The 23,520-nt window shown below is 69.5% G+C and carries 21 protein-coding genes; 19 read left to right on the top strand and 2 right to left on the bottom strand.

The genetic code is table 11. The annotated features are described in order from the left end of the window. Window positions 1–53: 53 nt before the first annotated feature. Window positions 54–1,037, bottom strand: coding sequence for a UDP-glucose 4-epimerase GalE (gene galE, locus OG729_RS05380; RefSeq protein WP_360866022.1), 984 nt, complete (start codon window positions 1,035–1,037; stop codon window positions 54–56). A gap of 247 nt (window positions 1,038–1,284) precedes the next feature. On the opposite strand from galE, the gene OG729_RS05375 reads away from it, so the two are divergent. The 19 genes from OG729_RS05375 (at window position 1,285) to OG729_RS05285 (ending at window position 22,519) form a co-directional block, all read left to right on the top strand. Next, entirely contained in the window at window positions 1,285–3,159 is a 1,875-nt protein-coding gene (locus OG729_RS05375; RefSeq protein ID WP_405811057.1) for a DUF5941 domain-containing protein, read from the top strand. Continuing rightward, a complete protein-coding gene (locus tag OG729_RS05370) occupies window positions 3,156–3,893 on the top strand; it encodes a phosphocholine cytidylyltransferase family protein (RefSeq protein WP_360866019.1) in 738 nt (245 codons plus the stop codon). The genes OG729_RS05375 and OG729_RS05370 overlap by 4 nt, the downstream gene beginning before the upstream one ends. Continuing rightward, window positions 3,881–4,942, top strand: coding sequence for an iron-containing alcohol dehydrogenase family protein (locus tag OG729_RS05365; RefSeq protein ID WP_360866016.1), 1,062 nt, complete (start codon window positions 3,881–3,883; stop codon window positions 4,940–4,942). The genes OG729_RS05370 and OG729_RS05365 overlap by 13 nt, the downstream gene beginning before the upstream one ends. Further along, a complete protein-coding gene (locus OG729_RS05360; protein WP_405804618.1) occupies window positions 4,920–5,699 on the top strand; it encodes a CDP-alcohol phosphatidyltransferase family protein in 780 nt (259 codons plus the stop codon). The genes OG729_RS05365 and OG729_RS05360 overlap by 23 nt, the downstream gene beginning before the upstream one ends. Before the next feature lie 41 nt (window positions 5,700–5,740). After that, window positions 5,741–6,613 carry a glycosyltransferase family 2 protein gene (locus OG729_RS05355; RefSeq protein ID WP_405811056.1) on the top strand — a complete coding sequence of 291 codons (873 nt, stop codon included), beginning with the start codon at window positions 5,741–5,743 and terminating at the stop codon, window positions 6,611–6,613. Window positions 6,614–6,713: 100 nt separating this feature from the next. After that, window positions 6,714–7,646 carry an ABC transporter permease gene (locus OG729_RS05350; RefSeq protein WP_360866010.1) on the top strand — a complete coding sequence of 311 codons (933 nt, stop codon included), beginning with the start codon at window positions 6,714–6,716 and terminating at the stop codon, window positions 7,644–7,646. After that, window positions 7,639–8,424, top strand: a complete 786-nt coding sequence (locus OG729_RS05345; RefSeq protein WP_360866007.1) for an ABC transporter ATP-binding protein — start codon at window positions 7,639–7,641, stop codon at window positions 8,422–8,424. Before OG729_RS05350 ends, OG729_RS05345 begins: the two co-directional genes overlap by 8 nt. 453 nt (window positions 8,425–8,877) lie before the next feature. After that, on the top strand, window positions 8,878–9,822 hold the full coding sequence (gene hpnC, locus OG729_RS05340; RefSeq protein ID WP_405804617.1) for a squalene synthase HpnC: 945 nt from the start codon (window positions 8,878–8,880) through the stop codon (window positions 9,820–9,822). 8 nt (window positions 9,823–9,830) lie between these two features. After that, window positions 9,831–10,769, top strand: a complete 939-nt coding sequence (hpnD, locus tag OG729_RS05335) for a presqualene diphosphate synthase HpnD (protein WP_360866002.1) — start codon at window positions 9,831–9,833, stop codon at window positions 10,767–10,769. Between the two features lie 82 nt (window positions 10,770–10,851). After that, entirely contained in the window at window positions 10,852–12,237 is a 1,386-nt protein-coding gene (gene hpnE, locus OG729_RS05330; RefSeq protein WP_405804615.1) for a hydroxysqualene dehydroxylase HpnE, read from the top strand. Between the two features lie 38 nt (window positions 12,238–12,275). After that, complete coding sequence (locus OG729_RS05325; RefSeq protein WP_360866243.1) at window positions 12,276–13,343, top strand: polyprenyl synthetase family protein; 1,068 nt, start codon at window positions 12,276–12,278, stop codon at window positions 13,341–13,343. A 140-nt stretch (window positions 13,344–13,483) separates the two neighbouring features. Continuing rightward, window positions 13,484–15,505 carry a squalene--hopene cyclase gene (gene shc / locus OG729_RS05320; RefSeq protein ID WP_405804613.1) on the top strand — a complete coding sequence of 674 codons (2,022 nt, stop codon included), beginning with the start codon at window positions 13,484–13,486 and terminating at the stop codon, window positions 15,503–15,505. After that, window positions 15,505–16,158 carry a 1-hydroxy-2-methyl-2-butenyl 4-diphosphate reductase gene (locus OG729_RS05315; RefSeq protein WP_405804611.1) on the top strand — a complete coding sequence of 218 codons (654 nt, stop codon included), beginning with the start codon at window positions 15,505–15,507 and terminating at the stop codon, window positions 16,156–16,158. Before shc ends, OG729_RS05315 begins: the two co-directional genes overlap by 1 nt. Window positions 16,159–16,163: 5 nt before the next feature. Continuing rightward, window positions 16,164–17,186 carry an adenosyl-hopene transferase HpnH gene (hpnH, locus tag OG729_RS05310; RefSeq protein WP_360865990.1) on the top strand — a complete coding sequence of 341 codons (1,023 nt, stop codon included), beginning with the start codon at window positions 16,164–16,166 and terminating at the stop codon, window positions 17,184–17,186. A 4-nt stretch (window positions 17,187–17,190) separates the two neighbouring features. After that, entirely contained in the window at window positions 17,191–18,357 is a 1,167-nt protein-coding gene (gene ispG, locus OG729_RS05305; RefSeq protein ID WP_360865987.1) for a flavodoxin-dependent (E)-4-hydroxy-3-methylbut-2-enyl-diphosphate synthase, read from the top strand. A gap of 24 nt (window positions 18,358–18,381) precedes the next feature. Then, window positions 18,382–20,316 (top strand): 1-deoxy-D-xylulose-5-phosphate synthase, encoded by a 1,935-nt coding sequence (dxs, locus tag OG729_RS05300; protein ID WP_405804608.1) that lies wholly within the window; start codon window positions 18,382–18,384, stop codon window positions 20,314–20,316. Window positions 20,317–20,319: 3 nt separating this feature from the next. Continuing rightward, window positions 20,320–21,714 carry an aspartate aminotransferase family protein gene (locus tag OG729_RS05295; protein WP_360865982.1) on the top strand — a complete coding sequence of 465 codons (1,395 nt, stop codon included), beginning with the start codon at window positions 20,320–20,322 and terminating at the stop codon, window positions 21,712–21,714. A 66-nt stretch (window positions 21,715–21,780) separates the two neighbouring features. Next, window positions 21,781–22,371, top strand: coding sequence for an XRE family transcriptional regulator (locus OG729_RS05290; RefSeq protein WP_405804606.1), 591 nt, complete (start codon window positions 21,781–21,783; stop codon window positions 22,369–22,371). A gap of 19 nt (window positions 22,372–22,390) precedes the next feature. Then, window positions 22,391–22,519 (top strand): DUF6126 family protein, encoded by a 129-nt coding sequence (locus OG729_RS05285; protein ID WP_360865978.1) that lies wholly within the window; start codon window positions 22,391–22,393, stop codon window positions 22,517–22,519. A gap of 21 nt (window positions 22,520–22,540) precedes the next feature. On the opposite strand, the gene OG729_RS05280 is transcribed toward OG729_RS05285, so the two are convergent. Then, window positions 22,541–23,353, bottom strand: coding sequence for a tyrosine-protein phosphatase (locus tag OG729_RS05280; protein ID WP_405804605.1), 813 nt, complete (start codon window positions 23,351–23,353; stop codon window positions 22,541–22,543). Window positions 23,354–23,520: the final 167 nt, after the last annotated feature.

Here is a 23,520-nt window from a genome sequence, read left to right as displayed (position 1 = left end):
TGTCATATCGCCTGACCTGCGGAAACGACCCGCAGGTCAGGACGATGACAAGATCAGTTCACGTCGGCTCCAGGATGCCGCAGACACCAGCCCTGCCAGGCCGACTCGACCATCTCGCGCACCCCGCGCGAGGCCGTCCAGCCCAGCTCCTTGGCGATCAGATCGACCGAGGCGACGGCCTTTGCGGCATCGCCGGGACGGCGCGACTCGATCACCGGCTCCTCGCCGTACCCCGTGATCTCCGCCACCAGATCGGCGAGCTCGCGCACCGAGACACCGACCCCGCGGCCGATGTTGACCGTCAGATCCCCGGCACCGTCCTGCTCGGCGAGCCTGCGGGCCACGGCGAGATGGGCATCGGCCAGATCCGCGATATGGATGTAGTCCCGGATGCACGTGCCGTCCGGGGTCGGATAGTCGGCGCCGAAGATCCGCGGGGCCTCACCGCGGCTGATCCGGTCGAAGAACATCGGGATGATGTTGAACACTCCGGTGTCGGCCAGCTCCGGCTCGCCGGCGCCCGCCACATTGAAGTAGCGCAGACAGGCCGTGGACAGGTTGTGCGCCCGGCCCGTGGCCCGTACCAGCCACTCGCCCGCCAGCTTGGTCTCGCCGTACGGATTGATCGGCTCGCACGGAGCGGACTCGGGGATCAGCTCCATCTCGGGTACCCCGTACACCGCCGCCGACGAGGAGAACAGGAAGCGCCGCACACCGGCCGCGACGACCGCCTCCAGCAGCACCGTCAGACCGTGCACATTCTCCCGGTAGTAGCGCAGCGGCTGCTCGACGGACTCCCCGACCTGCTTCTTCGCCGCGAGATGTACGACTCCGCTCACCCCGTGCTCCGCGAGCGTGCGGTCGAGCAGCTCCCGGTCCAGGATCGCCCCGCGCACGAGCGTGATCTCCTTCGGCAGCCGCTCGGCGACGCCCGACGATATGTCGTCGAGCACCACGACCCGCTCGCCGGCCGCCGTCATGGCCCGCGCCACATGCGCGCCGATGTACCCCGCTCCACCTGTGATCAGCCAAGTCATGCCCGCCAGCCTATGCGCTGGGCGACCTTGGTTTGTGGGGCGAGGTACCGAGTTTGTGGGGCGAGGTACCGATCGACGATGATGATCTCCGCAGGCCCCGCGGGGCCTGCGGCCATGCCGAGCGGGGCGTAAACGGCCAGTGAACTCCCGCTTCCGTACATCCGATAGCCTCTGCCGACGAGCCGCCGCCCGTATACGGACCGAGCCGCCGCGCACCCGCACCCTCAGCTCCAAGGAGTGAGTTCGTCTGTCGACCGCCATCCTCACCGGTCCGCCGGTACCCGGATCGTCGCTCGAGGGCGATCTGCGGTCGCTGGGCTTCGACGTACGGGCCGCCTCCCGCGCCGAGGAAGTCTCGGCGCTGATCGCCACCGTGCCGGGCGCCGACCGCGTAGCCGTCGTCGACCCGCATTTCGTCGGGCACGTCCACGCCCTGCGGCTCGCGCTGACGGACCCCCGCTTTCCCGCCGCCGCGGTCACGGGCGCGCTGACGGTGCAGCCTGCGGCGCGGTCCGCGCTGACCCGGGCCCTCGCGACCACGGCGGGCAGCGACGTGACCGGACCCACACCGTCCAATGGCGCGTCGGACGACGCCCTGTCCGCTGTCCAGGCCGTGGTGCGGCCCGGTGCCGCAGGGACGGCCGTGGTGCCCGACGCGCTGGCCGCTGCCCTCGACGCCGACGGCACCGCCGTGCACCGGCCCGAGCTGGGATCGCTCGTCGCGAGCGTGCCCGGTGACCCCCAGGCCCGTAACGAGGCCCGGCAGGCCGTCGAGGCGGTCGACGACGAGGCCGTACGGCTGCGCTCCGCCGTGAAGGCCCGCGACGGCTTCTTCACGACCTTCTGCATCAGCCCGTACTCCCGCTATATCGCCCGCTGGTGTGCCCGCCGCGGGCTGACCCCCAACCAGGTCACCACCGCCTCACTGCTCACCGCGCTGATAGCGGCAGCCGCCGCTGCCACCGGCACCCGCGCCGGTTACATCGCGGCGGGCCTGCTGCTGCTCTTCTCCTTCGTCCTGGACTGCACCGACGGACAGCTCGCCCGCTATTCGCTGCAGTACTCGACGATGGGCGCCTGGCTGGACGCGACCTTCGACCGCGCCAAGGAGTACGCGTACTACGCGGGCCTCGCCCTCGGCGCCGCCCGCAGTGGCGACGACGTATGGGCGCTGGCACTGGGCGCGATGGTGCTGCAGACCTGCCGCCATGTCGTGGACTTCTCCTTCAACGAGGCGAACCACGACGCGGTCTCCAACACAAGCCCCACCGCCGCCCTCTCCGACAAGCTCGACAGCGTCGGCTGGACGGTCTGGGTGCGCCGGATGATCGTGCTGCCCATCGGCGAGCGCTGGGCCATGATCGCCGTGCTGACGGCCGTGACCACGCCCCGGATCGTCTTCTACGCCCTGCTGATCGGCTGTGCCTTCGCCGCGACGTACACCACGGCGGGTCGCGTCCTGCGCTCGCTGACCCGCAAGGCCCGCAGGACGGACCGTGCCGCTCAGGCGCTCGCGGATCTCGCCGACTCCGGCCCGCTGGCCGAAAGCCTCGCGCGCCGGTTCAAGGCGGCCGCGCAGAAGCTCCCCGCGCTGCTGCCGCCCGCGATCGCGCTGGCGGGCGGCGCGGTCCTGGTGGCTGCCGCGGCACTCTCGGACTACGGCTCCGTCTGGCCGGTCCTCGCCGCCGTCGTGTACGCCGCCACCTCCGGCCTCGCGGTCGCCCGCCCCCTCAAGGGCGCCCTCGACTGGCTCGTCCCGCCGGTGTTCCGGGCCGCCGAATACGGCACCGTCCTGGCGCTCGCCGCCCGTGCCGAGGTGAACGGGGCCTTGCCCGCGGCCTTCGGCCTGGTGGCGGCCGTCGCCTACCATCACTACGACACGGTGTACCGCATCCGCGGCGGTACCGGCGCGCCCCCGCACTGGCTGGTGCGGGCGATCGGCGGGCACGAGGGGCGGGTTCTGGCAGTGGCACTGCTGGCCGCCCTGGTCACCGACACGGACTTCACCACCGCGCTGACGGCCCTCGCCGTGGCCGTCGCACTCGTGGTGCTGGTGGAGAGCATCCGCTTCTGGGTGTCCTCCGCAGCACCCGCCGTACATGACGAAGGAGAACCCGCATGATCGGCCTCGTACTGGCAGCCGGTGCCGGACGGCGTCTTCGCCCTTACACCGACACGCTTCCGAAGGCCCTCGTGCCGGTTGACGGGGACACCACCGTCCTCGACCTCACCCTCGGGAACTTCGCCGAGATCGGGCTCACCGAGGCCGCGATCGTCGTCGGCTACCGCAAGGAGGCCGTCTACGAGCGCAAGGCCGCCCTCGAGGCGAAGTACGGCCTGAAGCTCACCCTCGTCGACAACGACAAGGCCGAGGAGTGGAACAACGCCTACTCCCTGTGGTGCGCCCGTGACGTCCTGGGTCAGGGTGTGATCCTCGCCAACGGCGACACCGTCCACCCGGTCTCCGTAGAGCGGACCCTGCTCGACGCCCGCGGCAACGGCCAGAAGATCATCCTCGCCCTCGACACGGTGAAGCAGCTCGCCGACGAGGAGATGAAGGTGATCACGGACGGCGACAAGGGTGTCCAGCGGATCACCAAGCTGATGGACCCGGCCACCGCCACCGGCGAGTACATCGGCGTCACCCTCATAGAGCCCGAGGCCGCCGACGCGCTCGCGGACGCGCTGAAGGCCACCTTCGAGCGCGATCCCGACCTGTACTACGAGGACGGCTACCAGGAGCTCGTCAACCGCGGCTTCACCGTGGACGTGGCTCCCATCGGGGACGTGAAGTGGGTCGAGATCGACAACCACGACGACCTCGCGAAGGGCCGTGAGATCGCGTGCCTGTACTGACCCGACTCATCCCGTCCCCGGTCGTCGTCGACATCAACGCCGGCGCGCTCGACGACCTGGCCGGCCTGCTAGCCGACCAGCGGATCTCCGGTTCCGGCAAGCTGGCGATCGCGATCAGCGGCGGCTCCGGCCAGGCGTTGCGCGAGCGGCTTTCACCGGTGCTCCCGGGCGCCACCTGGTTCGAGATCGCCGACGGCAACATCGACTCCGCGGTCAAGCTCGCCGACGACATCAAGGGCAAGCGCTTCGACGCCGTGGTCGGCCTCGGCGGCGGCAAGATCATCGATGTCGCGAAGTACGCCGCGGCGCGGGTCGGGCTGCCGATGGTGGCCGTCGCCACGAACCTCTCGCACGACGGTCTGTGCTCACCCGTCGCAACGCTGGACAACGACAACGGCCGTGGCTCCTACGGTGTCCCGAACCCGATCGCGATCGTCATCGACCTCGATGTGATCCGTGAGGCCCCGGTCCGTTTCGTACGTTCCGGCATCGGCGAGGCGATCTCCAACCTCTCGTCGATCGCGGACTGGGAGCTGTCCCACCAGGTCAACGCGGAGCCGGTGGACGGGCTCGCGGCCGCGATGGCCCGCACGGCCGGCGAAGCCGTACTGCGACACCCCGGAGGCGTCGGCGACGACGATTTCCTCACCGTGCTCGCCGAGTCCCTCGTGCTGACCGGCATCGCGATCTCGATCAGCGGGGACACCCGGCCCGCGTCCGGCGCCTGCCACGAGATCAGCCACGCCTTCGACCTGCTCCACCCTCAGCGGGCCGCCAGCCACGGCGAGCAGGTCGGCCTTGGGGCAGCCTTCGCCATGCATCTGCGGGGGGCCCGCGACAAGGCGGGACTCTTCGCGGAGGTGCTGCGCAGACACGGCCTGCCGGTGCTGCCCGAGGAAATCGGGTTCTCCGTCGACGAGTTCGTCGAGGCCGTGGAGTACGCACCGCAGACCCGTCCGGGCCGCTTCACCATCCTCGAGCACCTTGACCTCACCACCGATCAGATCAGGGACGCGTACGCCGACTATGCCAAGACCATCAGTAGCTGAACTCCGTCCGGTCGTTCACCCGGCGGGAGTGAAGGACCGGCGAAGCGGCGAGCACTGGGGCGGCCGCCTGTACATGCGCGAGATCTCGTTGCGCATCACCCGCCGTCTGGTCACCACCGACGTCACGCCGAACCAGCTGACGTACCTGATGACCATCTGCGGTGTCCTCGCGGCCCCGGCGCTGCTCGTGCCGGGCATCTGGGGCGCCGTACTCGGCGTCGTGGCGGTCCAGCTCTATCTGCTGCTCGACTGCGTCGACGGCGAGGTCGCCCGCTGGAAGAAGCAGTTCTCGCTCTCCGGCGTGTACCTGGACCGCGTCGGTGCCTACCTGTGCGACGCGGCGGTCCTGGTCGGCTTCGGCCTGCGCGCCGCCGACCTGTGGGGCCCCGGGCCGATCGACTGGCTGTGGGCCTTCCTCGGCACCCTCGCCGCTCTCGGCGCGATCCTGATCAAGGCCGAGACCGACCTGGTCGGGGTCGCCCGGCATCAGGGCGGGCTGCCGCCGGTCAAGGAGGCGGCGGCCGAGCCGCGCTCGTCCGGCATGGCACTGGCCCGCCGGGCCGCCGCCGCGCTGAAGTTCCACCGGCTCGTCCTCGGCATCGAGGCGTCCCTGCTCATCCTGGTGCTCGCCGTGCTGGACGAGGTCCAGGGCGACCTGTTCTTCACGCGCCTCGGCGTCGCCGTGCTTGCCGGCATCGCGCTGCTCCAGACGCTGCTTCATCTGGTGTCCATCCTGGCTTCGAGCAGGCTCAAGTGACTGTGTTCTCCCGGGGGACGACCCCCGGACCCGCGAGGCCGATGAAGCTCGGCGCGGTCATCATCACGATGGGCAACCGCCCCGACGATCTGCGCGCCCTCCTCGATTCGGTCGCCAAGCAGGACGGCGACCCGATCGACGTGGTCGTGGTCGGCAACGGCGCCCCAGTGATCGATGTCCCCGAGGGTGTACGCACCGTGGACCTGCCCGACAATCTGGGCATTCCGGGCGGCCGTAATGTCGGCATCGAGGCCTTCGGCCCCTCGGGCTCCGATGTCGACGCACTGCTCTTCCTCGACGACGACGGCCTGCTGCCCAACAGCGACACCGGCGAGCTGGTGCGCAAGGCCTTCGAGGCCGATCCGAAGCTGGGCATCGTCAGCTTCCGTATCGCCGACCCTGAGACCGGGCTCACCCAGCGCCGTCACGTCCCGCGGCTGCGCGCCTCCGACCCGATGCGCTCCTCGCGCGTGACAACGTTTCTCGGCGGCGCCAACGCCGTGCGGACGAAGGTCCTCGCCGAGGTCGGCGCGCTGCCCGACGAGTTCTTCTACGCCCATGAGGAGACGGACCTCGCCTGGCGGGCGCTGGACGCGGGCTGGGCGATCGACTACCGCTCGGACATGGTGCTGTTCCACCCGACGATGCCCCCGTCCCGGCACGCGGTCTACCACCGGATGGTGGCCCGCAACCGGGTCTGGCTCGCCCGCCGGAATCTGCCCGCACCCCTGGTCCCCGTCTACCTCGGTGTCTGGGTGCTCCTCACGCTCCTGCGCCGTCCCTCGCTGCCGGCCCTGAAGGCCTGGTTCTCCGGCTTCAAGGAGGGCTGGCAGACGCCGTGCGGTCCCCGTCGGCCCATGAAGTGGCGTACGGTATGGCGGCTCACCCGACTGGGCCGACCTCCGGTCATCTGACAAGCTCGGTTCTGAGACCATCGGACGTACCTCGGGACCCGGCGAGGTACGAAGCCGCGCCCCGAACTGCCGCGCATCTTGAACACGAAAGTTTCAACTTGTGACTGACACAACCCATGACGGTGGTGTGATCGTAATGACCGCCCCGCCGTCTCCCGACGACGGCGTGTCCTCGGCGGATCTCGCCGCCAAGTACGGCCTGTCGGTGAGCGGTGCCCGACCGGGGCTCGTCGAGTACATCAGGCAGCTGTGGAGCCGGCGCCACTTCATCCTGGCCTTCTCGCAGGCCAAGCTGACGGCCCAGTACGCCCAGGCGAAGCTGGGCCAGCTGTGGCAGGTGGCGACCCCACTGCTCAACGCGCTCGTCTACTACCTGATCTTCGCGCTGATCCTGGGGACGAAGAAGGGGATCTCCAACGAGGTCTTCATTCCGTTCCTGGTGACGGGTGTGTTCGTCTTCACCTTCACTCAGAGTTCGGTGATGGCGGGCGTCCGGGCGATCTCGGGCAATCTCGGGCTCGTACGGGCGCTGCACTTCCCGCGGGCCTCCCTGCCGATCTCCTTCGCGCTCCAGCAGCTCCAGCAGCTGCTGTTCTCGATGATCGTGCTGTTCGTGATCGCGATCGCCTTCGGCAGCTATCCGTCGCTGTCCTGGCTGCTGATCATTCCGGCGCTGGCCCTCCAGTTCGTGTTCAACACCGGCCTTGCGCTGATGATGGCGAGGCTGGGCAGCAACACCCCCGACCTTGCCCAGCTGATGCCGTTCATCATGCGGACCTGGATGTACGCGTCCGGTGTGATGTTCTCCATCCCGGTGATGCTCAAGGGCAAGCCGTCTTGGATCGCCGATGTGCTGCAGTGGAACCCGGCGGCCATCTATATGGATCTCATCCGTTTCGCGCTCATCGACGGTTATGGATCCGAGAACCTGCCGCCGCACGTCTGGGCGTTCGCGATCGGCTGGGCGATCCTGTTCGGCGTCTTGGGGTTCGTGTACTTCTGGAAGGCTGAGGAACGGTACGGCCGTGGCTGAAGACAAGATTCCGGGACGTGTCCCGACCGTCATCGCCGACGATGTGCACATCGTCTACCGGGTGCACGGCAGCAGCGGCGGCAAGGGCAGCGCCACCGCCGCGCTGAGCCGCATCCTGCGGCGGGACAAGGGCGAGTCGCGCGGTGTGCGCAAGGTGCATGCCGTACGGGGCGTCTCCTTCACCGCCTACCGCGGCGAGGCGATCGGCCTGATCGGCACCAACGGCTCCGGAAAGTCGACCCTGCTGCGGGCCATAGCCGGCCTGCTGCCGACGGAGAGCGGCAAGGTCTACACCGACGGCCAGCCCTCCCTGCTCGGTGTGAACGCGGCGCTGATGGGCGATCTGACCGGCGAACGCAATGTCATCCTCGGTGGTCTGGCCATGGGCATGACCCGCGAGGAGGTCCGCGACCGCTACCAGGACATCGTCGACTTCTCCGGTATCAACGAGAAGGGTGACTTCATCACCCTCCCCATGCGTACGTACTCCTCCGGCATGGGCGCCAGGCTGCGGTTCGCGATCGCCGCGGCCAAGGACCACGACGTCCTGATGATCGACGAGGCGCTGGCCACCGGCGACCGCAAGTTCCAAAGACGTTCCGAGGAGCGCATCCGTGAGCTGCGCAAGGAGGCGGGCACGGTCTTCCTGGTCAGTCACAGCCTCGGTTCGATCAGGGACACCTGCGACCGCGTCCTGTGGCTGGAGAAGGGCGAGCTGCTGATGGACGGCCCGACCGACGAGGTGCTCAAGGCGTACGAGAAGGAAACGGGTAAGTAGCCGGATCGCGAAGATCCGGGAATTCTCCCGAAGAAAGGCCCCCGTCGCTGCATCCCGGCGGGGGTCTTCTGCGTCTCTGGAAGGGCAGCGGCGCGCTCGCCGTGAGCCGACAAGAACGCCCGGATCGTCAAGTGAAGGTCAATTCCCGGGCCCTGGAGGAAGGTTGGCCACGATTGGAGTGTTCTTGTAATGCGCGCAACACCCCGACGTATCACTACGCGTTGTACAACGTAAGCTGTACCAGTGCTGAATCGCGGCAAGTGGGGCGATACCCCCTCGGCATCCCGTCCGCCAGGCGGTCTCCCCGGGCCCTCTCCCGCAGTCGGGAGGACCGGCGGCGTGTCCGAAATAGGATGGATTGGATCGGCAGTGTAGAACGGGAGATGTGACGGCAATGACGGAAAATCTCCAGGCCCGCGAGGCTTTCGCCGTCCCCGCAGCGGGCAGTCCCGGATGACGGGCACCCGGCAGGCGCGCCCCGATGCCCCCCCGCGCGTCACAACGACATCCGCGCGCGCCACACTCGACAAGGCCGCGGACGAGAACTTTCCCGTGGCCCCCTTCTTTCTGCCGCGCGCGTGGCGCGACGACCTGATGGCGGTGTACGGCTACGCCCGCCTGGTCGACGACATCGGCGACGGCGACCTCGCACCCGGCGGCGCGGACGCCCGCCACCTGGGCGTCGACCCGGCAGCGGCCGACGACCGGCTCGCGATGCTCGACGCCTTCGAGGCCGACCTGCACCGCGTTTTCGCCGGCTCCGACAACGACATGCCGCGCCACCCGCTGCTGCGCGCCCTGCAGCCGACCGTGCGCCGCTGCTCGCTCACTCCGGAGCCCTTCATCGGCCTGATCGAGGCCAACCGCCAGGACCAGCTGGTGCGGCGTTACCAGACCTACGACGAGCTCGTCGCGTACTGCGAGCTCTCCGCCAACCCGGTCGGCCGGCTGGTGCTGCAGATCACCGGGACCACCAGCCCCGAGCGCGTCCGCCGCTCCGACGAGGTGTGCACCGCGCTCCAGATCGTCGAGCATCTCCAGGACGTGAGTGAGGACCTGGGACGCGACCGGGTCTATCTGCCCGCCGAGGACATGCAGCGGTTCCATGTAACGGAGCACGACCTGGCGGCGAGCACCGGCAGCGCATCCGTCCGCGCGCTGATCGCCTTCGAGGCGGAACGCGCCCGGCAGCTGCTCGATCACGGCACCTCGCTGGTGGGCAGCGTGCACGGCAGGCTGCAGCTGCTGCTCGCCGGATTCGTGGCCGGGGGGCGCGCCGCCCTCACTGCGATCGCGGCCGCGGACCACGACGTTCTGCCCGGACCGCCCAAGCCCGCCAAGGCGAATCTGCTGCGTGAAGTGGGAGCTGTCTTGCGAAGAGCGCGTAGAGAGGGGTGAGCCGGACCATGGAGGGACCGACGGAGATGTCCGCTCCGGTGCAGGCTGCGTACAGCTACTGCGAGGCCGTCACCGGGCAGCAGGCGCGTAATTTCGCCTACGGGATCAGGCTGCTGCCGGCCGACAAGCGGGGGGCCATGTCGGCGCTGTACGCGTTCTCGCGTCGCGTCGACGACATCGGCGACGGCACGCTCACGCCGGAAGCCAAGCGCGACCGCCTCGAGGGGACCCGGGAGGTGCTCGGGCGGATCCGCACGGGCCAGATCGCCGACGACGACACCGACCCCGTCGCGGTCGCCCTCACGGACGCGGCGCGCCGGTTCCCGCTTCCGCTCGGCGGGCTCGACGAGCTCATCAACGGCGTCCTGATGGATGTGCGCGGCGAGAGCTACGAGACCTGGGACGACCTCAAGGTCTACTGCCGGTGCGTCGCGGGTGCGATCGGGCGGCTCTCGCTCGGCGTGTTCGGCACCCAGCCCGGCGCGCGCGGGACCGAGCGCGCCTCCGAGTACGCCGACACGCTGGGGCTCGCGCTCCAACTCACCAACATCCTCAGGGACGTTCGGGAGGACGCGGGCAACGGACGCACCTATCTGCCCGGCGACGACCTGGCCAAGTTCGGCTGTTCCACCGGCTTCCACAGCGCCACCCCGCCGCCCGGCTCCGACTTCGCCGGGCTTGTCCACTTCGAAGTACGGCGCGCCCGGACCCTCTTCGCCGAGGGCTATCGCCTGCTGCCCATGCTCGACCGGCGCAGCGGTGCCTGCGTCGCCGCCATGGCCGGCATCTACCGCCGCCTGCTGGACCGCATCGAACGCGACCCCGAGGCGGTGCTGCGCGGCCGCGTCTCCCTGCCGGGACGGGAGAAGGCATACGTCGCGGTGCGCGGCCTGTCCGGGCTCGACGCCCGGCATGTCACCCGGCAGACGCTCCGGGGACGTGTCTGATGCGGTGGTACGCGCACAACCGGTGCGCAACCCTCCGGTCCGGTGCGGCGTCCCAGACTGCAACGGCCCGAGGGGAGGTCGCATGATGGACGACGACCTGCGATCCCGGCACGCGGTGGTGGTCGGCGGGGGACTCGCCGGAATCACCGCGGCACTGCAACTCGCTGAAGCGGGAGTCGCCGTCACCCTGGTCGAAGGCCGCCCGCGACTGGGCGGCCTCGCCTTCTCCTTCCGCCGCGGTGACCTCACCGTCGACAACGGCCAGCATGTGTATCTGCGCTGCTGCACCGCGTACCGCTGGTTCCTCGAGCGGGTCGGGGGCGCGCATCTCGCCCCGCTCCAGGACCGGCTCGACGTGCCAGTACTGGACGTGGCACGTAAGAAGGGCCCGCGTCTTGGCCGGCTGCGCCGCACCGCGCTGCCCGTGCCGCTGCACCTGGCGGCCAGCCTGGCCGGCTATCCGCACCTCTCGCTCGCCGAGCGGGCCGGCGTCGGGCGCGCCGCACTCGCGCTCGGCAAGCTCGACCCGGCCGACCCGGCGCTGGACGGCATCGACTTCGGGACCTGGCTCGGCCGCCACGGCCAGTCGCAGCGTGCCATCGAGGCACTGTGGGACCTGGTCGGCGTGGCGACCCTGAACGCCACCGCGCCGAACGCCTCCATGGGGCTCGCCGCGATGGTCTTCAAGACCGGACTGCTCTCCGCGCCCGGCGCCGCCGACATCGGCTGGGCCCGCGTGCCGCTCGGAGAGCTGCACGACACGCTGGCCAGTAAGGCCCTCGACTCGGCCGGTGTACGCACCGAGCTCTCCACCAAGGTCCGCGGCATCTCCCGTGCGGAGCTGGGGCGTTGGCACGTCGCGATGGACGGCGAGCTGCTGGAGGCCGACACCGTCGTACTCGCCGTACCGCAGCGCGAGGCCCATGCCCTGTTGCCGGAGGGGGCCCTGGAGGACCCCGACCGGCTGCTCGACATCGGCACCGCGCCGATCCTCAACATCCATGTCCTCTACGACCGCAAGGTGCTGCGGCAGCCCTTCTTCGCCGCACTGGGCACCCCGGTCCAGTGGGTCTTCGACCGCACCGAGGCCTCCGGGCTCGCGGACGGCCAGTATCTGGCGCTGTCCCAGTCCGCGGCCGAGGACGAGATCGACGCCCCCGTGGCCGAACTGCGCGAGCGGTATCTGCCTGAGCTGGAGCGGCTGCTGCCTGCCGCGCGAGGCGCCTCGGTACGCGACTTCTTCGTCACCCGGGAGCGGACGGCGACCTTCGCCCCGAGCCCGGGCGTCGGCAGGCTGCGCCCCGGCGCACGCACCCGCGCGCCGGGCCTGTACCTTGCGGGCGCGTGGACGGCCACCGGCTGGCCCGCGACCATGGAGAGCGCCGTACGCAGCGGCTTCAGCGCCGCGGGCGCCGCGCTCTTGGCTCTCGGCCGCCCCCATGAACATCCGCTCAAGGAGGCGGCATGAGCTTGAGTACTGGAACAAGAGGAGAGACCGTGCCGACTGTGCACTCGGCCAACCCGGCTGAAGACACCGCAGCGGGAGTGGACATCGCCGCGCTGCTGGAGCGCGGGCGGACGATGTCGACGCCGGTGCTGCGTGCCGCCGTGGACCGGCTCGCACCACCCATGAACACCGTGGCCGCGTACCACTTCGGCTGGATCGACGCGCAGGGGCGGCCCGCGGACGGGGACGGCGGCAAGGCTGTACGTCCCGCACTCGCGCTGCTGTCCGCCGAGGCGGCCGGAGCCGCGCCCGAGGTCGGCGTCCCCGGTGCCGTGGCCGTGGAGCTGGTGCACAACTTCTCGCTGCTGCACGACGACCTGATGGACGGCGACGAGCAGCGCCGCCACCGCGACACCGTGTGGAAGGTGCACGGACCCGCTCAGGCGATCCTCGTCGGCGACGCCCTGTTCGCCCTCGCCAACGAGATCCTGCTCGAACTCGGTACCGTCGAGGCCGGCCGTGCGACACGTCGGCTGACCACCGCGACCCGCAAGCTCATCGACGGCCAGGCGCAGGACATCTCGTACGAGCACCGCGAGCGGGTCAGCGTCGAGGAGTGCCTGGAGATGGAGGGCAACAAGACCGGCGCGCTGCTGGCCTGTGCCGTCTCCATCGGTGCGGTGCTCGGCGGGGCGGACGACCGCACGGCCGACACGCTGGAGGCGTACGGCTACCACCTCGGGCTCGCCTTCCAGGCGGTGGACGATCTGCTGGGCATCTGGGGCGACCCGGTGAGCACCGGCAAGCAGACCTGGAGCGATCTGCGCCAGCGCAAGAAGTCCCTTCCGGTGGTCGCCGCGCTCGCCGCGGGGGGACCGGCCTCACGGCGCCTCGGGGAGCTGCTCGCGGCCGACGCCAAGAGCAATGACTTCGACAGTTTCTCCGAGGAGGAATTCGCCACCAGGGCGGCCCTGATCGAGGAGGCGGGCGGCCGCGAGTGGACCTCCCAGGAGGCCCGCAGGCAGCACACCGTCGCGATCGAGGCGCTCAGCGGTGTCGATATGCCGCAGCAGGTGCGGGCACAGCTGATCGCACTCGCGGACTTCGTCGTCGTACGAAAGAGATGATCGCCATCACCCTGATATGCGCGCCCTCTGGGGGCTAGCCCCCAGGCCCCCAAGCAGTCGCCGGCCGGTGCCCGGGCAACCGGGTGCCGGCCGACGGAGACCCCAGCACAGCAGAGAACCACTGCACCGAAGGGGAAGCCATGACAGCGACGACCGACGGAAGCATCGGGCCCGCGGGGTCCGGTGCAGCCGCGGCCACTGAAACAACCGACACAACTCCCGCCACGAGCGACGTTTTCCAGGCCGCCGGGCGGGCCGCGGAACGCTCCGTCGAGTATCTGCTGGGCCGGCAGGATGCCCAGGGCTGGTGGAAGGGCGACCTCGAGACCAATGTGACGATGGACGCCGAGGATCTGCTGCTCCGTCAGTTCCTCGGTATCCAGGACGCCCTGACAACCGAGGCGGCCGCGCGTTTCATCCGGGGCGAGCAGCGCGAGGACGGCACCTGGGGCACTTTCTACGGCGGCCCCGGCGAACTCTCCACCACCGTCGAGGCGTATGTGGCGCTGCGGCTGGCCGGCGACCGGCCGGACGAGGCGCACATGGCGCGCGCCTCCGCCTGGATCAGGCAGCGCGGCGGGATCGCCGCGAGCCGGGTGTTCACCCGGATCTGGCTGGCGCTCTTCGGCTGGTGGAAGTGGGACGATCTCCCCGAGCTGCCGCCCGAACTGATCTTCCTGCCCAAGTGGTTCCCGCTCAACATCTACGACTTCGGCTGCTGGGCGCGGCAGACGATCGTGCCGCTGACCGTCGTCTCGGCGAAGCGTCCGGTACGGCCCGCGCCGTTCGCACTCGACGAGCTGCACACCGATGCCCGGGTACCGAGCCCGTCCAAGCCCCTTGCGTCTGCCGCAAGTTGGGACGGCTTCTTCCAGCGCGCCGACAGGGTCCTGCACGCGTACCACAAGGTCGCGCCGCGCCGGCTGCGCCGGGTCGCGATGAACGCCGCGGCGCGCTGGATCATCGAGCGCCAGGAGAACGACGGCTGCTGGGGCGGCATCCAGCCGCCCGCCGTGTACTCCGTCATCGCGCTGCATCTGCTCGGCTACGACCTCGATCACCCCGTCATGCGAGCGGGTCTCGAATCGCTGGACCGGTTCGCCATCTGGCGCGACGACGGGGCACGCATGATCGAAGCCTGTCAGTCGCCTGTCTGGGACACCTGCCTCGCCACCGTCGCACTCGCCGACGCCGGTCTTGCCCCCGATCATCCGGCGCTGGTCAAGGCCGCGGACTGGATGCTGTGCGAGGAGATCGTACGGCCCGGTGACTGGGCCGTACGCAGGCCCGGGCTCGCCCCCGGCGGCTGGGCCTTCGAGTTCCACAACGACAACTACCCGGACATCGACGACACGGCCGAGGTCATCCTCGCCCTGCGGCGGGTGCGGCACCCCGATCCGAAGCGGGTCGACGCGGCGATCGGCCGGGGCGGACGCTGGACGCTGGGTATGCAGTCCAGGAACGGCGCCTGGGCCGCGTTCGACGCCGACAACACCAGCGCGTTCCCCAACCGGCTGCCGTTCTGCGACTTCGGCGAGGTGATCGACCCGCCGTCGGCGGATGTCACGGCACATGTCGTCGAGATGCTGGCCGTCGAGGGCAAGGCCGACCACCCCCGTACCCGGCGCGGCATCGAGTGGCTGCTCGCCGAACAGGAGCCGAGCGGAGCCTGGTTCGGCCGCTGGGGCGTCAACTACGTATACGGAACAGGGGCGGTGGTGCCCGCGCTGACCGCGGCCGGGCTGCCCGTATCGCACCCGGCGATCCGCCGGGCCGTCCGCTGGCTCGAATCCGTCCAGAACGACGACGGAGGCTGGGGCGAGGACCTGCGCTCCTACCGGGAGCAGCAGTGGATCGGGCACGGCGAGTCCACCGCCTCCCAGACCGCCTGGGCGCTGCTCGCACTCCTCGCGGCGGGGGAGCGCGAGAGCAACGCGGTCGAGCGGGGCGTCGTCCGGCTCGCCGAGACTCAAGCGGCCGACGGGTCCTGGGACGAGCCGCACTTCACCGGCACCGGCTTCCCCTGGGACTTCTCGATCAACTACCACCTCTACCGGCAGGTCTTTCCGCTCACGGCGCTCGGCCGCTACGTGAACGGGGATCCCTTCGAACGCACAGTCGGCCGCACGTTCGACCGCACGGACACCCGTGAGGGGGGCTGATGGACGGTTCCCCGGAGCCCTCAGGCTCCGCCGCGCCGCTGCTGATCGCCTGTGCGCTCGGCATCGAAAAGCTCGCCCTGCGCAGCGGTGACCGCAGCGGCGCTCGTGGTCGGGTGACCGTGCTCCGCACCGGCATGGGCCCACAGAGCGCGGAGAGGGCCGTGCGCGCCGCGCTCGGCGCGGAGCAGCTGCTGGACGCCGCCGTCGTCGCGTCCGGCTTCTGCGCAGGGCTCTCCCCGGGCATGCACCCGGGCGACCTCGTCGTGGCCGACGAGACCCGCCACGCGGCCGGCCGCACGGTCTGCACGGACACGGAACTGCTGGTCAAGGCGGTCGCCAGGGCAGTGCCCGGACGCAGGGTGCACACCGGACCGCTGACCGGCTCCGACCATGTCGTGCGCGGTCACGAGCGGGCCGAGCTGCTGGCCACCGGCGCGATCGCGGTGGACATGGAATCCGCGGCGACGCTGCGCAGCGCTCTGAGCACCGGGCCGCGCCCGGTTGCGGCCGTCCGGGTGGTCGTGGACGCTCCAGAGCATGAACTGGTCCGGATTGGCACGGTCCGCGGTGGAATATCTGCTTTCCGTGTTCTTCGTGCCATCCTTCCCGCTTTCTTCGAATGGCACCGTTCGTTGCTGCTCCCCAGGAGGTGAGCTAGATGGCCATGCCGCTTCGTCAGACCATCAGGGTCGGGACGTATCTCATTGAACAGAAGCTCCGCAAGCGTGAGAAGTTCCCGCTCATCGTCGAGCTGGAGCCGCTCTTCGCCTGCAATCTGAAGTGCGAGGGCTGCGGGAAGATCCAGCATCCGGCCGGAATTCTGAAGCAGCGCATGCCGGTCGCGCAGGCGGTCGGCGCGGTACTCGAGTCCGGGGCGCCGATGGTCTCCATCGCGGGCGGCGAGCCTCTGATGCATCCTCAGATCGACGAAATCGTGCGGCAATTGGTGCAGAAGAAGAAGTACGTCTTCCTCTGCACCAATGCGATGCTGCTGCGGAAGAAGATCGAGAACTTCACACCCTCTCCGTACTTCGCTTTCGCCGTGCACATCGACGGACTGCGCGAGCGACACGATGAATCGGTTGCCAAGGAAGGGGTTTTCGACGAGGCCGTAGAGGCGATCAAGGAGGCCAAGCGGCGCGGCTTCCGGGTCACCACCAATTCGACCTTCTTCAACACCGACACCCCGCAGACCGTCATCGAGGTGCTCAATTACCTCAATGACGACCTCAAGGTGGACGAGATGATGATCTCGCCCGCGTACGCCTACGAGAAAGCGCCCGACCAGGAGCACTTCCTCGGCGTCGAGCAGACCCGCGAGCTGTTCAAGAAGTCCTTCGCGGGCGGCAACCGGCGGCGCTGGCGGCTCAACCACTCGCCGCTCTTCCTCGACTTCCTGGAGGGCAAGGCCGACTTCCCCTGCACGGCGTGGGCGATCCCCAACTACTCGCTCTTCGGCTGGCAGCGCCCCTGCTATCTGATGGCCGACGGATACGTTCCCACCTACCGGGAGCTGATCGAGGAGACCGACTGGAGCAAGTACGGCCGCGGCAAGGACCCGCGGTGCGCCAACTGCATGGCGCACTGCGGCTATGAGCCCACCGCCGTCCTCGCCACGATGGGCTCCCTCAAGGAGTCCCTCAGGGCGGCACGCGAGACCGTCTCGGGAAACCGCGGGTGACGTGATGTCTGCAGGAGAGCCTGTCGCACTGGGGCTCCCCGAGCTGCCGGCCCGGCCGATCGCGATGCGCCGCACCTCGCGGCGCATCCAGGTCGGGCCGGTGGCCGTCGGCGGGGACGCGCCGGTGTCGGTGCAGTCGATGACGACGACGCGTACCTCGGACATCGGGGCGACGCTGCAGCAGATCGCCGAGCTGACCGCTTCGGGCTGCCAGATCGTACGAGTGGCCTGTCCGACCCAGGACGACGCGGATGCGCTGGCCACGATCGCGAGGAAGTCGCAGATCCCGGTGATCGCGGACATTCACTTCCAGCCGAAGTACGTCTTCGCGGCGATCGACGCGGGCTGCGCGGCGGTGCGCGTGAACCCGGGCAACATCAAGCAGTTCGACGACAAGGTGAAAGAGATCGCCCGAGCCGCCTCGGATGCGGGCATTCCGATCCGGATCGGGGTGAACGCCGGTTCGCTGGACCGCCGACTGCTGCAGAAGTACGGCAAGGCGACGCCGGAGGCGCTGGTCGAGTCCGCGCTGTGGGAGGCGTCCCTCTTCGAGGAGCACGGTTTCCGCGACATCAAGATCTCGGTCAAGCACAACGACCCGGTGGTCATGGTGAACGCCTACCGGCAACTGGCCGCGGCCAGCGACTATCCGCTGCATCTGGGGGTGACGGAGGCGGGACCCGCCTTCCAGGGCACGATCAAGTCGGCCGTCGCCTTCGGCGCCCTGCTCAGCGAGGGCATCGGCGACACCATCCGCGTCTCGCTGTCCGCCCCGCCGGCGGAGGAGGTCAAGGTCGGCATCCAGATCCTGGAATCGCTGAATCTGCGCCAGCGCCGCCTGGAGATCGTCTCCTGCCCCTCCTGCGGCCGCGCCCAGGTCGATGTGTACAAGCTCGCCGACCAGGTCACGGCCGGCCTCGAGGGGATGGAGGTGCCGCTGCGCGTCGCCGTCATGGGTTGTGTCGTCAACGGCCCCGGCGAGGCCCGTGAGGCGGACCTCGGCGTGGCGTCGGGCAATGGGAAGGGCCAGATCTTCGTCAAGGGTGAGGTCATCAAGACCGTGCCCGAGTCGAAGATCGTCGAGACCCTCATCGAAGAGGCGATGAAAATCGCCGAATCCATGGAGGGCGAAGGGGTGGCCTCGGGGTCGCCCGCCGTCACCGTGAGCTGAACAGGATGTGAAGGGGGTCCGACCGTGACGATTCTTGAGAGCATCCGGGGGCCGCACGATCTCAAGGCGCTGACTGATGCGGAACTCGAAGAACTCGCCGAGGAGATAAGAGAGTTCCTGGTCCATGCGGTGGCCAGGACAGGGGGCCATCTGGGCCCCAACCTCGGTGTTGTGGAGCTGACCGTCGCCCTGCATCGAGTTTTCGACTCGCCCGCCGACCGCATCCTGTGGGACACCGGGCACCAGAGTTACGTACACAAACTGCTCACCGGCCGGCAGGACTTCTCCAAGCTGCGCGGCAAGGGCGGGCTCTCGGGCTACCCCTCGCGCGAGGAGTCCGAGCACGACGTCATCGAGAACTCCCACGCCTCGACCGTGCTCGGCTGGGCGGACGGACTGGCCAAGGCCCATCAGGTGCTGGGCAGCAGCCACCATGTCGTCGCGGTCATCGGGGACGGCGCCCTCACCGGCGGCATGGCCTGGGAGGCGCTCAACAACATCGCCGCGGCGAAGGACCGCCCGCTGATCATCGTCGTGAACGACAACGAGCGCTCCTACGCGCCGACGATCGGCGGCCTCGCCAACCACCTCGCCACGCTCCGTACGACCGATGGCTACGAGCGCGTCCTGGCGTGGGGCAAGGACGTCCTGCAGCAAACCCCCGTCGTCGGGAAGCCGCTGTACGAATCGCTGCACGGCGCGAAGAAGGGGTTCAAGGACGCGTTCGCGCCGCAAGGGATGTTCGAGGATCTGGGACTGAAGTACGTGGGGCCGATCGACGGGCACGACATCGCCGCCGTCGAGTCCGCGCTGCGCCGTGCGAAGCGCTTTCACGGGCCCGTCCTCGTGCACTGTCTGACCGAGAAGGGACGCGGCTACCAGCCCGCCCTGGAGGACGAGGCCGACCGCTTCCACACGGTCGGCGTGATGGACCCGCTGACCTGCGAGCCGCTCACGCCCGCCGACGGGCCCTCCTGGACCTCCGTGTTCGGGGACGAGATCGCGGAGATAGGGGCCGAGCGGCCGGACGTCGTGGCGATCACCGCCGCGATGCTGCACCCCGTGGGCCTGACCCGGTTCGCCGAGCGCTTCCCCGACCGGGTGTGGGACGTCGGCATCGCCGAGCAGCACGCCACCGTCTCCGCGGCCGGGCTCGCCACCGGCGGGCTGCACCCGGTCGTCGCCGTGTACGCCACCTTCCTCAACCGCGCCTTCGACCAGCTGCTGATGGATGTGGCCCTGCACAGGTGCGGAGTGACCTTCGTGCTCGACCGTGCCGGGGTCACCGGCGTCGACGGGCCCTCCCACAACGGCATGTGGGACATGTCGATATTGCAGGTCGTGCCGGGGCTGCGGATCGCCGCGCCGCGCGACGCCGACCGGCTGCGCGAAGAGCTGCGCGAGGCCGTCGAGGTGGACGACGCGCCGACCGTGCTGCGCTTCCCGAAGGAGTCGGTGGGCGAGCCGGTCGAGGCGATCACGCGGATCGGCGGGATGGACGTGCTGCACCGGGCCGAGGACGCCGATGTGCTGCTGGTATCGGTGGGAGCCCTCGCGCCCGTCTGTCTGCAGGCGGTGGAGCTGCTGCGGGGGCGCGGCATCGGCTGCACCGTCGTCGACCCGCGCTGGGTCAAGCCCGTCGACGAACAGCTCGCACCGCTCGCCGCGAACCACCGTCTGGTGGCCGTGGTGGAGGACAACAGTCGTAACGGCGGTGTCGGTTCTGCCGTCGGGCAGGCGCTGCGCGACGCGGAAGTGGATGTGCCGCTGCGCACCTTCGGGATCCCGGAGCAGTTTCTCGCGCACGCCAAGCGCGCCGAGGTGCTGGCCGACATCGGGCTCACACCGGTGGAGATCGCGGGACGGATCAGTGCCGCCATGGCGGTCAAGGAGACCCAGTCCCGTCAGGGAGAGCCGGCCGGCCGGTCTCGTCAGGCAGAGCCAGTCAAGGAGAGCTGAGGAATGACCGAGCCGCTCAAGGGCTTCGATCTGGCGAGACTCCTCGCGGAGCGCGGAGCCGAGCGCTATGAGCTGCATGCCCGACATCTCAACCACCAGTTGCCGCGCATGCTGCACACCATCGGCTTCGACAAGGTGTACGAGCGGGCCGAGGGCGCGTACTTCTGGGACGCCGAGGGCAACGACTACCTCGACATGCTCGCGGGCTTCGGCGTGATGGGGCTCGGCCGGCACCACCCCGTCGTACGCAAGGCGCTGCACGACGTCCTGGACGCCTCGCTCGCCGACCTCACCCGCTTCGACTGCCAGCCGCTGCCCGGCCTGCTCGCCGAGAAGCTGCTGGCGCACAGTCCGCACCTGGACCGGGTGTTCTTCGGGAACAGCGGTACGGAGGCGGTCGAGACGGCTCTGAAGTTCGCCCGGTACGCGACCGGGAAGCCGAGGATCCTCTACTGCTCGCACGCCTTCCACGGGCTGACCACCGGGTCCCTGTCGGTCAACGGGGAGTCCGGGTTCCGGGACGGATTCGCCCCGCTGCTGCCCGACACGGCGATCGCGATGGGCGATCTCGCCGCACTGGAGCGGGAGCTGGGGCGCGGCGATGTGGCGGGCTTCGTCGTGGAGCCCATCCAGGGCAAGGGCGTGCACGAGACGCCGCCCGGATTCCTGTACGCGGCACAGGAGCTGCTGCACAGGCACAAGGCGCTGCTGATCGCCGACGAGGTGCAGACCGGACTCGGCAGGACCGGCGACTTCTACGCCTACCAGCACGAGGAAGGAGTCGAGCCGGATCTTCTCTGCGTGGCGAAGGCGCTGTCGGGCGGCTATGTCCCGGTCGGAGCGACCCTCGGCAAGGACTGGATCTTCAAGAAGGTCTACTCGTCGATGGACCGGGTGCTGGTGCACTCGGCGAGCTTCGGCTCCAACGCCCAGGCGATGGCCGCGGGGCTCGCCGTGCTCTCGGTGATCGAGGACGAGCAGGTCGTCGCCAACGCCCGTGTGACCGGCGAGCTGCTGAGGTCACGTCTTGCCGCGCTCGTCGACGGCTATGAGCTGCTGCACGAGGTGCGCGGGCGTGGCCTGATGATCGGCATCGAGTTCGGGCGACCGGACTCGATCAGGCTGCGCAGCCGCTGGACCATGCTGCAGGCGGCCCGCAAGGGGCTCTTCGCGCAGATGGTCGTGGTGCCGCTGCTGCAGAAGCACCGGATCCTCACCCAGGTCTCCGGCGATCATCTGGAAGTGATCAAGTTGATTCCGCCGCTGACCATCGGCGAGCGGGAGGTGGAGCGGTTCGTGGCTGCCTTCACGGCCGTGATGGACGACGCCCACGGCGGTGGCGGGCTGATGTGGGACTTCGGCAAGACGCTGGTGAAGCAGGCCGTCGCCAACCGCTGACCTTGCCGCTTTTGCCTCTGGGACAAGAAATTTGCCTCAGAGGCAGGTTCCTGGCGCAATGGGCATATGACCACCCCTCCCGAAGTGGCGGCGGACACCACGCTGCCCGAAGTCGCACCACGGCTGCGCGATCTGCGCCGCCGGCGCGGTCTCACCCTGGAAGCGGCCGCGCGGCGTGCGGGGCTTTCCCCCGCCCACCTGTCCCGTCTCGAGACCGGCCACCGCCAGCCTTCGCTGCCGATGCTGCTCGCGCTCGCCCGCATCTACGGTACGACCGTTGCCGAGCTGCTCGGCGAGACGGTCCCGGATCGTGAGCCGATCATTCGCGCCGGGAGCCGTGAACCGACGGTCGCCGAGGGCTGGACCTACCACCAGACCGGCGGGCCCGGCCGGGCCATGCAGGCTCTGCGGCTGGTGGTGCCGTACGGCACCCAGGGCAATCTCGTCCGGGTGCATCCGGGCGAGGAGTGGCTGTACGTCCTCGACGGGCGGGTGCGGCTGGGTCTGGGCGAAACGGTGCACGAGCTGAGCCCCGGTGACAGCGCGCACTTCGACTCCATGACCCCGCACCGCATCGCGGCAGCCACCCCCGAGGGGGCCGAGCTGCTGTTCGTCCACACCCTGCTGCAGAGCCCGGACATCCATCCGCATTCCTGACACACCTGAGAGGCCTGCCATGTCCAAGCACAACGAAGAGGGGAAGTTTCCCCGGGGGCTGGTGATCCGGCTCTTCGCCTATCTGGTGGCGGGCCATCTGTTCGCCGCCTTCCTCTACCTGCTGTTCACGCTCGGCGGCAACGGGTAGGAGGTCCCCCGCCGCGGCGGCTCACGCCTCGCTGAGCAGCCGCTCGCGCAGCCGGTCCCGCGTCTCGGGGCTCACCTTCAGGCCCTCGCTGAGATACCGCTCGGTGCCGCCCCAGGTCTGCTCGATCGTCTCGAAGGCCGCGTCAAGGTACTCGGCGCGCGCGTCGAAGAGCGGCCTCAGCAGCTCCATGACCTCAGGCGACATCCCCGCCGGCGAGTTGTCGCTGCGGCGGACCACATAGCGGCGGTGCGGGTCATTGGACTTGAGGTAGTCCGCCTCGATGGCGTCCCGCTCGACGCCGACCGCCAGCAGCGAGATGGCGATGGACAGACCGGCGCGGTCCTTGCCCGCCGCACAGTGCATCAGGGCGGGGACACTGTCGGCGGCGAGCGCGTGCAGCACCTGGCTGTGCTCGGCGGTGCGGTGCTTGATCATCGTCCGGTACGAGGCCGACATCCTCCCGGCCGCCTTGCCGTCCGCGAGGATCGACCGCAGCTGGTCGAGGTTGCCGTCCCGGACCATCCGCCAGAACTCGGCGCCGTCCGCCGGGTCGCTGAGTGGCAGATTCACATTCCGTACGCCGGGCAGCTCGACGTCCGGGCCCTCGAGGCGCATGTCGGCCGCGTTGCGGAAGTCGAAGATCGTGTGCAGGCCCAGCGTGGCGAGGAACGAGGCGTCGGTCTCGGTCGCGTGCGCCAGGTGGCCGCTGCGGAAGAGCCGTCCGGCCCGTATCTGCCGGCCGTCCACGGTCGGCAGGCCGCCCACGTCCCTGAAGTTGCGCACTCCGGACAGTGGGGGCTCTGTCGACGGGACCTGCGGCAGCTGCTGCGTCACCAAGGGCTCCTGAAGTCACTGCCGTCGGCGCTGGTCGCCGACGAGGGCGCGATCCCGACGATACGACACTGGTTCATCAGGCAATCATCTCGGCCGTCTCCGCAAGAGCGTTGCACAGGCGGAGCCTCCCGTCGGATGATGTGCGGGCCTGTGCGGACCTGTGAGGA

Origin of the sequence: Streptomyces sp. NBC_00210 (assembly GCF_045160975.1) — a bacterium.
Lineage (GTDB): Bacteria > Actinomycetota > Actinomycetes > Streptomycetales > Streptomycetaceae > Streptomyces.
The sequence above is the reverse complement of the archived record's forward strand: the minus strand, read 5'-3'. Positions and strand labels throughout refer to the sequence as shown.